Annotated in this window: 9 protein-coding genes; 2 read left to right on the top strand and 7 right to left on the bottom strand. The window is 64.5% G+C overall.

Annotation, left to right across the window (positions count from 1 at the left end; translation table 11 throughout):
- Positions 1-343: 343 nt before the first annotated feature.
- Positions 344-970, bottom strand: a complete 627-nt coding sequence (locus KAQ61_RS09885; RefSeq protein WP_043387258.1) for a TIGR00645 family protein — start codon at positions 968-970, stop codon at positions 344-346.
- 197 nt (positions 971-1,167) lie between these two features.
- Here KAQ61_RS09885 and acs point away from each other — a divergent pair, with 197 nt between their 5' ends.
- Both acs and KAQ61_RS09875 read left to right on the top strand, forming a co-directional pair.
- Complete coding sequence (gene acs, locus KAQ61_RS09880) at positions 1,168-3,162, top strand: acetate--CoA ligase (protein ID WP_210929061.1); 1,995 nt, start codon at positions 1,168-1,170, stop codon at positions 3,160-3,162.
- Between the two features lie 166 nt (positions 3,163-3,328).
- A complete protein-coding gene (locus tag KAQ61_RS09875) occupies positions 3,329-3,811 on the top strand; it encodes a hypothetical protein (RefSeq protein WP_045267956.1) in 483 nt (160 codons plus the stop codon).
- A gap of 107 nt (positions 3,812-3,918) precedes the next feature.
- On the opposite strand, the gene KAQ61_RS09870 is transcribed toward KAQ61_RS09875, so the two are convergent.
- The 6 genes from KAQ61_RS09870 to putA all read right to left on the bottom strand — a co-directional run bounded on the left by KAQ61_RS09870 (position 3,919) and on the right by putA (position 12,718).
- Positions 3,919-4,650 (bottom strand): ABC transporter ATP-binding protein, encoded by a 732-nt coding sequence (locus tag KAQ61_RS09870; protein WP_210929060.1) that lies wholly within the window; start codon positions 4,648-4,650, stop codon positions 3,919-3,921.
- Positions 4,643-5,500 (bottom strand): ABC transporter ATP-binding protein, encoded by an 858-nt coding sequence (locus KAQ61_RS09865; protein ID WP_210929059.1) that lies wholly within the window; start codon positions 5,498-5,500, stop codon positions 4,643-4,645. The genes KAQ61_RS09870 and KAQ61_RS09865 overlap by 8 nt, the downstream gene beginning before the upstream one ends.
- Positions 5,497-6,591: an ABC transporter permease subunit gene (locus tag KAQ61_RS09860; protein WP_045267025.1), complete on the bottom strand. Its 1,095-nt coding sequence runs from the start codon at positions 6,589-6,591 to the stop codon at positions 5,497-5,499. Before KAQ61_RS09860 ends, KAQ61_RS09865 begins: the two co-directional genes overlap by 4 nt.
- Positions 6,588-7,517 (bottom strand): branched-chain amino acid ABC transporter permease, encoded by a 930-nt coding sequence (locus tag KAQ61_RS09855; RefSeq protein ID WP_183302949.1) that lies wholly within the window; start codon positions 7,515-7,517, stop codon positions 6,588-6,590. The genes KAQ61_RS09860 and KAQ61_RS09855 overlap by 4 nt, the downstream gene beginning before the upstream one ends.
- 128 nt (positions 7,518-7,645) lie before the next feature.
- The gene (locus KAQ61_RS09850; RefSeq protein WP_225890691.1) at positions 7,646-8,767 is read right to left on the bottom strand and encodes a branched-chain amino acid ABC transporter substrate-binding protein; all 1,122 of its coding nucleotides are present in this window, start codon (positions 8,765-8,767) and stop codon (positions 7,646-7,648) included.
- 111 nt (positions 8,768-8,878) lie between these two features.
- Positions 8,879-12,718 (bottom strand): trifunctional transcriptional regulator/proline dehydrogenase/L-glutamate gamma-semialdehyde dehydrogenase, encoded by a 3,840-nt coding sequence (putA, locus tag KAQ61_RS09845; RefSeq protein WP_210929058.1) that lies wholly within the window; start codon positions 12,716-12,718, stop codon positions 8,879-8,881.
- Positions 12,719-12,914: the final 196 nt, after the last annotated feature.

The following is a 12,914-nucleotide window of genomic DNA, read 5'->3' as shown; positions in this document are numbered from 1 at the left end:
CAGAGGCCGCGCACCAACAGGCGCGCCACATGATCCAAACATGTCCGTGCATCAGGGCCGAAAGTTCGGCGCTGTGGCAGTTGCACCGTTGCGGAAACAGGCAACTGCCGGGTTAATCCGAGCCATCAAGATTCGGATTACCTGCATGGCAGGTTGTTAATAAGCTGCTTATTCTAACTATTCGGCATATGGATGTCAAGAGTTTTCACATGCCTTGGCGAAAGCCTTGGCGATATCCGCTGGCAATTGGTGGCAAGCGGCTGCGAGCCGGTGTCAAAAGCCGATAAAAGCAAAAAGCCCGGAGTGGAGGCTCCGGGCTTGGCGGGATCGAGGGGGAAATGCCTCAGTGGCTGGGGTGGTGGTTGCTGTGGATCAGCTTGTCGGTGTAGGCAATCGCCAAAGCGCTGAGCAGGAACACCGCATGGATGATGGTCTGCCACATCAGCACCTTGACATCGTAGTTGCCGGCGTTGATGAAGGTCTTGAGCAGGTGGATGGAGCTGATGCCGATGATGGACAGGGCCAGCTTGACTTTCAGCACAGAGGCATTCACATGGTCCAACCATTCCGGCTGGTCCGGGTGGCTGTCCAGACCCAGGCGGCTCACAAAGGTTTCGTAGCCGCCAACGATCACCATGATCAGCAGGTTGGAGATCATGACCACATCAATCAGGGCCAGGACCACCAGCATGATGATGGTTTCATTCAGGCCCGTCATCGGGGCCTCGGGCTTGTAGCCGATGTTGTGGATCAGGGCCTGCAGCGCCGTCTGGCTGCCAAAGGCGGCCTCAATCAGGTGCCACAACTCCACCAGGAAGTGCCAGACATACACGCCTTGGGCTGCGATCAGTCCAAGGTACAGGGGCAATTGCAGCCAGCGGCTGGCAAAGATCAGACTGGGCAGGGGGCGCATGGGCGAGTTGGGTGGGGTGGAGACAGGCGACTCAGAATGAGGGTCTAAGGAGGCCATGATGGTGGGTGGTTGAAGGAAAACACGCAAAAAAGGCGCCAAGGCGCCGGGCAGGAATTGTATGCGCTGACTTCAAGGGGAAACCCTAGCTAAGCCATTATTTTTGCTTGACTAATCGACTGGGGGGCGTCAGTGGTATGTAAGTGCTGAAACCGACATTTGCCCCAACAATCACCAGATAGCAAGGAGACAAAACCATGAATGCACCCAGCTCTGCGATCGAGTCCGTATTGGTGGAAAACCGCGTGTTTCCTCCTTCGGAGGCGGTCCAAAAAAATGCCCGTATCTCCGGCATGCCGGCCTATGAGGCCTTGTGTGCCGAGGCCCAAAAGGATTACGAGGGCTACTGGGCCCGTCTGGCGCGCGAGAACGTGGTGTGGAGCAAACCTTTCACCCAGGTGCTCGACGAAAGCAACCCACCGTTCTATCGCTGGTTTGCCGATGGCGAACTGAATGCCAGCGCGAACTGCCTGGACAAGCACATGGGCACTGCGGTCGAGCACAAGACCGCCATCATTTTCGAGGCGGATGACGGCCAGGTCACTAAGATCACCTACCGCGAACTGCTGCAGCGCGTGGCGCAATTCGCCAATGGACTCAAGTCCCTGGGCATCCAGAAGGGCGACCGCGTCCTGATCTACATGCCCATGACGATCGAAGGCGTTGTGGCCATGCAGGCCTGTGCCCGCATCGGTGCGACGCACAGCGTGGTGTTCGGCGGCTTCTCGGCCAAGGCCGTCCAGGAACGGATTGTGGACGTCGGTGCGTCGGCCGTGATCACCTCCAACTTCCAGATGCGTGGTGGCAAAGAGCTGCCGCTCAAGGCGATTGTGGACGAAGCCCTGGCCATGGGCGGCTGCGAAGCCGTCAAGCATGTGCTGGTGTATGAGCGAACGGCGACGGCCTGCAAGATGGTGGCGGGCCGTGACATCACCTTCGCGGCCTTGCTGAATGGCCAAAGCACCGAGTGTCCCCCTGTGGCCGTTGGGGCCGAGCACCCGCTGTTCATCCTCTACACCAGCGGCTCCACCGGCAAGCCCAAGGGCGTGCAGCATTCCACGGGTGGCTACATGTTGTGGGCACGCCAGACGGTGAACTGGACCTTCGACATGAAGGACAGCGATGTGTTCTGGTGCACGGCCGACATCGGCTGGATCACTGGACATACCTATGTGGCCTATGGACCGCTGGCGGCGGGTGCCACGCAGATCGTGTTCGAAGGCGTGCCCACCTTCCCGAACGCCGGCCGCTTCTGGCAGATGATTGAGCGCCATGGCTGCACGGTGTTCTACACCGCGCCTACGGCCATCCGTTCGCTGATCAAGGCCGCCGAGTCCGACGAGAAGGTGCACCCCAAGAACTGGAACCTGTCGTCGCTGCGCATCCTGGGCAGCGTGGGCGAGCCCATCAACCCCGAAGCCTGGATGTGGTACTACAAGCACATCGGTGGCGAGCGCTGCCCGATCGTGGACACCTTCTGGCAGACCGAAAACGGCGGCCACATGATCACGCCACTGCCCGGTGCCACGCCGCTGGTGCCTGGCTCGTGCACGCTGCCGCTGCCCGGCATCACCGCTGCCATCGTTGATGAGTCCGGCAACGACATGCCCAACGGTGCCGGCGGCATCCTGGTGGTGAAGAAGCCCTGGCCGTCAATGATCCGCAACATCTGGGGCGACCCCGAGCGCTTCAAGAAGAGCTACTTCCCCGAAGAACTCAAGGGCTATTACCTGGCCGGCGATGGCGCGGTACGCAGCGAAGACCGTGGCTACTTCCGCATCACCGGCCGTATCGACGACGTGCTGAACGTCTCCGGCCACCGCATGGGGACCATGGAAATCGAATCTGCCCTGGTGGCCAAGACCGATCTGGTGGCTGAAGCCGCAGTGGTGGGCCGTCCGGACGATCTGACCGGGGAAGCCATCTGCGCCTTCGTGGTGCTCAAGCGCCCCGTGCCCACCGGCGAAGAAGCCAAGGCCCTGGCCAACGAGCTGCGCAACTGGGTGGCCAAGGAAATCGGTCCGATTGCCAAGCCCAAGGACATCCGCTTTGGCGAGAACCTGCCCAAGACCCGCAGCGGCAAGATCATGCGCCGACTGTTGCGCTCGATCGCCAAGGGCGAGTCGATCACCCAGGACACCAGCACGCTGGAAAACCCCGCTATCCTGGAGCAGTTGGCCAAGACCAACTGATGGGGTCCGGGCTTGCTGCCCGCTGCGCTCCTGCCAGCCACCTTCGGGTGGCTTTTTTTATGCCGGCGTGTAGGAGCAGGGCTGTGCCTGAATGTGCCGCACGCTGGCGAAGGGGTACGACCAGTTGCGGTACAAACACAGGCAAAACAGCGCAAAGGTAACCACCATGAAATCTCGCATTGCACTGCTGACCTTGATCATTCTGATCATCGGCTTTCTGGGCTTCTTCAACTTTCCGTACCTGGCACAAACGGTGCCCACATCCCTGGGCTTCACCACGGTGGACATCCCCTTGGGCTTGATCCTGGTGGGTTTGACGGCCCTGATGGCTATCGTCTTCATTGCGTATGTGATCGCAATGCAGGGGGCCTGGTTGCTGGAGGCACGCGCGCACGCCAAGGAAATGCACGCCCAGCGGGAGCTGGCCGACAAGGCGGAAGCCTCGCGGTTCACGGAGTTGCGGGCGGCGATAGAGAGCCTGCACCAGGAGGAAGAGCGGCGCTTGATGGACCGCATGGACACCCTGGAAGCCCACCTGCAGGCCCGTGCGCAGGAAAGCGACAACAGCACGGCGGCCTACGTGGGCCAACTGGAACAGCAGTTGCGCCACACGGCAGCTGCGCCAGCGCCGCAAGCGCCCAGGCTTTGAATCTGGGGCAGTGGCGGTTGGAGCGACGGACCAAGGCCCCACCAACAAGACCGTGAATGAAAAACAGGCTTCCCTTGGGAAGCCTGTGGTCGCGCCGTCGAGGGTGCTTATTCGCCCAGGTAGGCGGCGCGCACCTTGGGGTCGTGCAGCAGATCGTGCGCCGGGCCCTGCAGTGTGAGCTCCCCCGACTCCAGCACGTAGCCGCGCTGGCTCACTTCCAGGGCCAGTCGGGCGTTCTGCTCAATCAGCAAGATGGTCACGCCGCGTTGTGAAATGTCGGTAATCACCTCGAAGATCTTGTCCACCATGATCGGTGCCAGGCCCATGGTCGGCTCGTCCAGCAACAGCAGCTTGGGTTGGGACAGGATGGCCCGGCCCATGGCCAGCATCTGCTGCTCGCCGCCCGAGAGGGTACCCGCTGTTTGCTTGCGGCGTTCGGCCAGGCGCGGAAAGCGTGTGAAGACGCCTTCCAGGTCCTGGGCCACACCGTCCTTGTCCGTGCGGGTGTAGGCCCCCATGTGCAGGTTTTCTTCGATCGTCAGTTGCGGGAAGATGCCGCGCCCTTCGGGCACCATGACCAAGCCTTGGCGCACCATGCTGTGCACGGGCTGGCCCGCCAGGCTTTGGCCCTGGTAATGGATGCTGCCAGCCGCCAGCGGGACTAGCCCGCAGATGGCGCGCAGCGTGGTGCTTTTGCCGGCGCCGTTGGCGCCGATCAGGGCCACCAGCTCGCCAGGGTGGACATGCAGATTCAGCTGGCGCACGGCGCGGATGCCGCCGTAGGCAACATCAATGCCGCGCACATCCAGCAAAGGGGTCGGGGATGTGGCTTCAGTCATGGGTGGGCGGGTTCTGTGGGGTGGCTGGGGGGGGCAGCAGCGGATCCTGTGCGGCGCCCTTGCCCAGGTAGGCTTCGATCACGCGTGGATCGTGCTGCACGTCGTGGGGCTGTCCATAGGACAGGACCTGGCCGTATTCCAGCACCAGCACGCGGTCGCACATGTTCATGACCAGCTTCATGTCGTGCTCGATCAGCAGCACGGTGATGCCGTCATCACGGATCTTTTCGATCAGCGCGCGCAGCACCACGGTTTCCGACGGGTTCATGCCGGCAGCAGGCTCGTCCAGTGCCAGCAGCGAGGGGCCGGTGGCCAGGGCGCGGGCAATTTCCAGGCGGCGTTGGTCGCCGTACGACAGCGAAGACGCCACTTCGTTGGCCACATGGCCAATTCCCACGTAGTTCAGCAGCTCCAGGGCGCGCGCTTCCGTGCGTGCCTCTTCGGCGCGGGTGGCCTGGTTGCGCGTGACCGCGCCCCACAGGCCGGCCTTGGTGCGCAGGTGCTGGCCGATCATCACGTTCTCCAGCGCCGTGAGCGAGGCGAACAGGCGGATGTTCTGGAAGGTGCGGGCCATGCCTTGCGCGGCAATCTGGTAAGGCTTGAGGCGGGTGAGCTCGACGCCGTTGAACAGGCAACTGCCCGACTCCGGGATGTAGAGCGCCGTCATCACGTTGAACAGCGTGGTCTTGCCGGCACCGTTCGGGCCGATCAGGCCGAAGATTTCACCCTTACGGATCTCGAAGCTCACGTCCTTGAGGGCCTGCAGGCCGCCAAAGCGTTTGCTCAGCCCCTTGGCGACGAGCAAGGGCTCTAGCGGGGTTGTGCTGGAAGTGGGTGGCACTGCACTCATGCTTTCTGCTCCTTGCCACGGTTGAGTTCACGTTTGCGCACCTGCGAGGGCCACAGCCCTTCGGGGCGGAAAATCATCACGGCCACCAGCGCGATACCGAACAGCAGCATGCGGATCGCATCGGGATCCACGAGCACATCGCCAAACAGGGTCTGCTGAATCGGCACCACCACATTGCGCAGGATTTCGGGAAAGATCGACAGCAGCAGGGCGCCGGCGACCACGCCCGGCACATGGCCCATGCCGCCCAGCACCACCATGCACAAGATGGCGATGGATTCGCTCAGGCCGAAGCTCTCGGGACTGACAAAACCCTGCATCGAGGCAAACAGGCAGCCGGCCACACCGCCAAAGCTGGCACCCATGCCAAACGCCATGAGCTTGATGTTGCGGGTGTTGATGCCCATCGCCTTGGCGGCGATTTCGTCTTCGCGCACGGCTTCCCAGGCGCGGCCGACGCGCGAGTTCTGTAGGCGGATGCACACGAAGATGATCAGAATCACCAGCGCCATCAGCAGGTAGTAGTACTTCTCGGGGCCGGTGATGCGGAACCCGAGGATGGTCTCCGGGCGGCCCAGCGCCCATTCACCCACCTTGATGGTGTCGATGCGGTTGATGCCTTGCGGGCCGTTGGTGATGTTGACCGGCGCATCCAGGTTGTTCATGAAGATGCGGATGATTTCACCGAAGCCCAGCGTCACGATGGCCAGGTAATCCCCGCGCAGCTTGAGCACGGGAAAGCCCAGCGCAATGCCCGCCATCGCTGCCAGCGCCACACCGATCGGCAGGACCACCCAGAAGGGCAGGTGCAAATCGAAGTGGGGCGAGGCCAGCAGGGCCCAGGCATACGCGCCCACGGCATAGAAGGCGATGTAGCCCAGGTCGAGCAGGCCGGCAAAACCCACCACGATGTTCAGGCCCAGGGCCAGCATCACGTACAACAGGGCAAAGTTCAGGATGCGGATCCAGCCCTGGCCGGCGGTCGCGCCCAGCAGGAAGGGCAGCATCAGCAGCACGGCTCCGATGGCGAAGGCCCCCAGCCAGACTTTGACCGGCGTGCGGTCTTTGGAAGCAGCAAGTGTGTGGTTCATGCGCGGTCTCCCGAACGTTCGCCCAAGAGGCCCGAGGGACGGAAGATCAGCACCACGACCAGCACGATGAAGCTGAAGACGTCCTGGTAGTGGCTGCCGAACACGCCATTGGTCAGGCTGCCGACATAGCCGGAGCCCAGTGCCTCGATCAGGCCCAGCAGTAGGCCGCCCAGCATGGCACCGCCCAGGTTGCCAATGCCGCCCAGCACCGCGGCCGTGAAGGCCTTGAGGCCCAGCATGAAGCCCATGGTGTACTGCGCCACGCCGTAATAGCTGGTGATCATCACGCCGGCGATGGCGGCCAGGGCCGAGCCGATCAGGAAGGCGGCCGAGATGACGGTGTTGATGTTCACGCCCATCAGGCCTGCGACTTCACGGTTCTGTGCCGTGGCGCGCATGGCCATGCCCAGGCGGGTCTTGTGCACCAGCAGCAGCAAGGCCACCATGATCAGGGCCGAGCCCAGCATGATGGCGATCTGCAGCATGCTCAGTCGCGCATCGCCGAGCTGCAGCACGCTGGGCTCGATGATGTGGGGGAAGTTCAGGTAGTTGCGGCCCCAGAACATCATGGCCACGTTCTGGATGATGATGGACACGCCGATCGCCGTGATCAGTGCGGCCAGGCGGGGTGCGCGGCGCAGTGGGCGGTAGGCGATGCGCTCGGCCGTCCAGCCCAGCGCCATGCACACGGGAATGGACACCACCAGGGCAGCGCCCACGGCCACGAACACAGAGACGTCACCATAGTGGCCGACCAGTGACAGCACGACGCTGGTGGCGATCATGGCGCCGACCATGACCACGTCGCCATGGGCGAAGTTGATCAGGCCGATGATGCCGTAGACCATGGTGTAGCCCAACGCGACCAGCGCATACACGCTGCCCGCCGTCAGGCCGTTGATGATTTGTTGCAGAAAAATATCCATGACAGGCGCGCCTTGGGCGTGGTCAGTCGGAAAAAATGGCCTTGCCGCGGGGCAAGACCGAGGTCAGCAGCGGGGCTGCTTGGCGGGAGGGCGCTGCCACCCACACGGGGTGGCAGCGCCCTTGGCGCTTACTTGGCCGAATCAACGATGGTCTTGACCTCTTCCCACTTGCCGCCCTTGACGGTGTAGATGGTCACGGCCACTTCGTTCAGGTCGCCATTCTTGTCGTAGGCGATGTTGGCGCTGGTGGCGCCGCTGCGCTTCAGGCCTGCCAGCTTGGGCAGGTACTTGGCCGCCTTGGCGGAGCCAGCCTGTTCCATGGCGGTGATCATGTTCCAGGCACCGTCGTACGCATAGGGGGCGTAGACGCCGGGATCGGCCTTGAAGCGGGCCTTGTAGGCCGCGGCGAACTTCTCGCCCTGGGCCATGGTCTTCAGGGGCACGCCGGCCAGCGAGGCGTAGGTGCCATTGCCGGCTTCACCGGCCAGCTTCAGGAAGGTGTCGCTGCGGGTCATTTCGCCAGACACCAGGGGCTGCTTCAGCCCCAGGGTTGCCATCTGGCGGCGCATCGGGCCCGACTGTGCGTCCAGGCCGCCGAAGAAGATGGCGTCGGCGCCCTTGGCCTTGATGCTGGTCAGGATGGCGGTGAAGTCGCTGGCCTTGTCGGTGGTGTACTCACGCGCCACCACGGTGCCGCCGGCACGCTTGACGGCCTGGATCACCTGGTCGGCCAGGCCTTGGCCGTAGGCGGTACGGTCGTCGATGATCGCCACTTTCTTGGCGTTCAGGTCCTTCACCATGAAGACGCCCACGGCCGCACCTTGCTGGGTGTCGCTGGTCATCATGCGGAAGGTGTTGTCATAGCCCTGCAGGGTGTACTCGGGCGACGTGGCCATGGCGATCTGGGGGATGCCGGCTTCGTTGTACACGCGGGATGCTGGGATGGTCGTGCCCGAGTTGAAGTGGCCCAGCATGCCTTGCACCTTGTCGTCGGCAATCTGCTGCGCCACCTGCACGGCGGTGCGGGGGTCGGCCTGGTCGTCCTTGGAGACCAGCACGAACTTGGCCTTGTCGCCGTCCAGCTTGATGCCCTTGGCGTTGGCTTCTTCCAGCGCCAGCAACAGGCCGTTGCGCATGTCTTCGCCGTAATGGGCCTGGGGGCCGGTCAGCGGAGCGGCGAAGCCCAGTCGCACGGTGGTGTCTGCGTGGGCGGCGCTCATCAAGCCGCCGAAAGCGCAGGCCAGGGCCATGGTGCTGGCCACGGTCTTGAAGGATGGAGAAGATGTCATGCTGCGTTGCTCCTTGGTGGGTGGGTGAAAAAGAGGACTGTAGGAAGGCTGTGGGCCCAGGGGAATGCGGGCTTAACCCACCATCATCAAACTGGCGTTGCCGCCAGCGGCTGTGGTGTTGGTGCTGATGCTGATCTCACGCAATAAGCGTTCCTGGCGGTAGCGCTCACCGCTGCGGATCTCTTCGGTGGTCAGGCCCTGCACCAGCAGCAGCGGACCGCTGCGGGCGCTGAGTTGCTGCTGCAGCGGCAGCAGCGCATCGGTGTCGCTTTCGGCCAGCGCCGCCTGCAGGGGCGATTGTGCAATCTGTGCTGCATCCGCCCAGTGCAGGGCCGCGGCTTGTGCCGCCGGCTGGGCCTGCTGCCATTGGACGACCAGGGCGCGCAGGGCGGGTGTGTCCTGCAGCAGCAGGGTGTTGCCCGTGGCCTGGCAGGCCTGCCATTGGGCCTGCAGCCCGTCGACGGTCAGCGGCAGGCACCAGATGGCGCCACGTGCTTGCAGCAGGTACTGGTCGGTCTCGCCCGTGGGGCCATCCAGCAGTACCTGCTGGCCGGCCGCCACGTTCAGGGTTTGGGGGCCGCGTGCGGTCTGCACCGGCAGTTGCTCCAGCGCCGGGGCCTGGGCCAGCAGGCGGAACAGGTAGAGCGGGCCGCCCGCCTTGGGGCCGGTGCCCGACAGGCCTTCGCCGCCGAAGGGCTGCACGCCCACGACAGCGCCCACGATGTTGCGGTTGACGTAGATGTTGCCGGCATGGATGCGCTCGGACACATGGGCCACGGTTTCATCCAGGCGCGTGTGCACGCCGAAGGTCAGGCCAAAGCCCAGGCTGTTGATGTCCTGCAGCAGGGCATCCATGTCCTTGCGGGCATAGCGCAGCACGTGCAGCACGGGGCCGAAGACTTCGCGGCTCAGGTCCTGGACGCGGCTGACTTCGATCAGCGTGGGCGCCACGAAGTGGCCGTGGCGGCATTCGGCAGGCAGCTCCAGGCGCGTGACGGTGTGGCCCTGACCGCGCATCTGTTCGATGTAGGCCTCGATGTCCGCCCGGGCCTGGGCATCGATCACCGGGCCGACGTCGGTGGCCAGCTGGTCGGGGTTGCCCACGCGCAATTCCTGCATGGCGCCGCGCAGCATGCGCAGCACGTGGTCGGCGCTGTCTTCCTGCAGGCACAGCAGGCGCAGGGCCGAGCAGCGCTGGCCGGCCGAGTCGTAGGCCGACATCAGCACATCGCCCACCACCTGCTCGGACAGGGCCGAGGAATCCACCACCATGGCGTTGATGCCCCCTGTTTCCGCGATCAGCGGCACGGGCTTGCCGTGGCTGCCCAGGCGCTGCGACAGGCGGCGGTGGATGTGCTGTGCCACAGGGTGCGAGCCGGTGAACACCACGGCATCGGTGCACGGGTGGGCGACCAGGGCTTCGCCCACGGTTTCACCATCGCCGGGCAGCAACTGCAGCGCATTCTCGGGAATGCCGGCCTGGTGCAGCAGGGCCACGGCCTGGGCGGCGATCAGGTTGGTCTGCTCGGCCGGCTTGGCGATCACCACGTTGCCGGCGGCCAGGGCCGCGGCAATCTGCCCGGCAAAGATGGCCAGCGGGAAATTCCAGGGGCTGATGCAGACCACCACGCCCAGGGGGCGGTGGCTGCCATTGTTCAGGTGCTGCGTGGCCTGCTGGGCGTAGTAGCGCAGGAAGTCGATGGCTTCGCGCACCTCGGAGATGGCGTTGGGCAAGGTCTTGCCGGCTTCGCGGCACAGCAGGCCCATCAGCGGCTGCAGCTGGGCCTGCATCAGGTCGGCCGCACGCAGCAGGGCCTCGGCGCGCGCCTGCACCGGTGTGGCCTGCCAGATGGGGGCCGCATGCTGGGCTTGGGCCATGGTGTGGGCCACTTCCGCAGCGCCCGCCATGCGCACTTCCCCCAGCACATCGCCGGCGTGGGCCGGGTTGCTGACGGGCTGCGCCGGCAGATGGGCCGCGTGGGCGGGTTCCGCCCGCCAGGGCGCGCTGCTGCTGAGCAGGGCAGCCGACAGGGAGGCCAGGCGCTGTTCGTTGCTCAGGTCCAGGCCGGAGGAGTTGCTGCGGCCCTGGGCCGCATACAGCTGGGCCGGGGCGGGAATGCGGTCGTGCGGGCGGCCCAGGGGTGACAGGGCCTGGGCGGCTGCCACGGGGTCGGTCACCAGCTGGGCGATGTCAACCGTCTCATCCCCGATCTGATGCACGAAGGAGCTGTTGGCGCCGTTTTCCAGCAGGCGGCGCACCAGGTAGGCGAGCAGTGTCTCGTGCGTGCCCACGGGGGCGTAGATGCGGCAGGGGCGTGCCAGCTTGCCCTGGGCGATGTCGCCCACCACTTCCTCGTACAGCCCTTCGCCCATGCCGTGCAGGCACTGGAATTCATATTGGCCGCGGTAGTAGTTGTTGCCCGCCATGTGGTAGATGCTGGCCAGGGTGTGGGCGTTGTGCGTGGCGAACTGCGGGAAGATGGCTTCGGGGGCGCCCAGCAGCTTGCGCGCGCAGGCCAGGTAGGACACGTCGGTGTGCAGCTTGCGGGTGTAGACGGGGTAGTCTTCCAGCCCGTCCACCTGGGCGCGCTTGATTTCACTGTCCCAGTAGGCGCCCTTGACCAGGCGCACCATCAGGCGGTGCTTGCTGCGGCGGGCCAGGTCAATGATCCAGTCCAGCACGAAGAAAGCGCGGCGCTGGTAGGCCTGGACCACGAAACCGATGCCGTTCCAGCCGGCCAGCGAGGGCGCGAAGCACAGCTGCTCCAGCAGGTCCAGCGAGATTTCCAGGCGGTCGGCTTCCTCGGCGTCGATGTTCAGGCCGATGTCGTACTGGCGGGCCAGTTCGGCCAGCTTCAGCAGGCGCGGGTACAGCTCCTGCATCACGCGTTCGCGCTGGGCGCGGCTGTAGCGGGGGTGCAGGGCCGACAGCTTGATGGAGATGCCCGGGCCTTCGTAGATGCCGCGCCCTTGCGAGGCCTGGCCGATGGCGTGGATGGCCTGCTCGTACGACTGCAGGTAGCGCAGCGCGTCTTCCTCGGTGGTGGCAGCCTCGCCCAGCATGTCGTAGGAGTAGCGAAAGCCCTTGTCCTCCAGCTTGCGGCTGTTGGCCAGCGCGGCGGCGATGGTCTGGCCGGTGACGAACTGCTCGCCCATCATGCGCATGGCGGTGTTCACGCCCTGGCGGATCAGCGGCTCGCCACCGCGTGCGATCAGGCGGGTCAGGGCCGAGCTGAGCTTTTGCTCGCTGTGCACGGCCACCAGCTTGCCGGTGATCATCAGCCCCCAGGTGGCGGCATTGACGAACACAGAGGGCGAGTCGGTGTGCGACTTCCAGTCGCCCTTGCTGACCTTGTCGCGGATCAGGGCATCGCGCGTGGCGCGGTCGGGGATGCGCAGCAGGGCCTCGGCCAGGCACATCAGTGCCACGCCTTCCTGGCTGGACAGCGAGTATTCCTGCACCAGGGCCTCGACGCCGCTGGTCTTCTTCTGGCGCTTGTCGCGCAGGGCCTGCACCAGGCGGGTGGCCAACTGGGCCACGCCCGTGGGGTTGGTGCTGGTGGCGGGGGCCAGCAGCAGGGGGATGCACTCGGTCTCGGGGCGGCGGTAGGCGGCGGTGATGGCCGCGCGCAGCACGCTTTGCGGCTGGACGTCCTGGGCCAGGGCGTAGAACGGCGCATAGGGCTGGCTGGCATCGGCCAGGGCCTCGGGCTCCAGCAACTCGCCGCCGGGCTGGGTGCTACCCAGGTATTGCAACTCCGGCAGGGGCTTGCCCAGCTCAATGGCCTCCAGGTAGCTGTGCAGCGCCTGCTTGTGCAGCCAATGTGGGGTGCAACCCAATTGCTGGGCTGCCGCTTTGAGCCGGTCTCGCATCAATTCGTCAACTTTGATGCCGATGGTGGTGGTGGCCATATCCGTGTTGCTCCCTGGAAGAACCTGTGCACGTTGTTTGTGAAGTGGCGCGATTCTAGGAAGGTGCAACCAAGTCAGATATTGGGGTTTGCCTGTCTCTGTTTTGGTGCAACCGAATCACTTGAGAGGGTTAACTGCAGGAAGCGTGCCAGGTGGTACTGGTACAGGAGGCCTTTTAAAAAGAGGAGCTGCTAGC

This window comes from Comamonas aquatica, from assembly GCF_018064205.1.
Taxonomy (GTDB): domain Bacteria; phylum Pseudomonadota; class Gammaproteobacteria; order Burkholderiales; family Burkholderiaceae_C; genus Comamonas; species Comamonas aquatica.
This window is presented reverse-complemented; position numbering and strand designations above follow the sequence as displayed.

Coding starts and splice junctions, on each gene's coding strand:
- acs (WP_210929061.1), top strand. CDS start 1,168: ATGAATGCACCCAGCTCTGCGATCGAGTCCGTATTGGTGGAAAACCGC.
- KAQ61_RS09850 (WP_225890691.1), bottom strand. CDS start 8,767: ATGGCCCTGGCCTGCGCTTTCGGCGGCTTGATGAGCGCCGCCCACGCA.
- KAQ61_RS09870 (WP_210929060.1), bottom strand. CDS start 4,650: ATGACTGAAGCCACATCCCCGACCCCTTTGCTGGATGTGCGCGGCATT.
- putA (WP_210929058.1), bottom strand. CDS start 12,718: ATGGCCACCACCACCATCGGCATCAAAGTTGACGAATTGATGCGAGAC.
- KAQ61_RS09855 (WP_183302949.1), bottom strand. CDS start 7,517: ATGGATATTTTTCTGCAACAAATCATCAACGGCCTGACGGCGGGCAGC.
- KAQ61_RS09865 (WP_210929059.1), bottom strand. CDS start 5,500: ATGAGTGCAGTGCCACCCACTTCCAGCACAACCCCGCTAGAGCCCTTG.
- KAQ61_RS09860 (WP_045267025.1), bottom strand. CDS start 6,591: ATGAACCACACACTTGCTGCTTCCAAAGACCGCACGCCGGTCAAAGTC.
- KAQ61_RS09885 (WP_043387258.1), bottom strand. CDS start 970: ATGGCCTCCTTAGACCCTCATTCTGAGTCGCCTGTCTCCACCCCACCC.
- KAQ61_RS09875 (WP_045267956.1), top strand. CDS start 3,329: ATGAAATCTCGCATTGCACTGCTGACCTTGATCATTCTGATCATCGGC.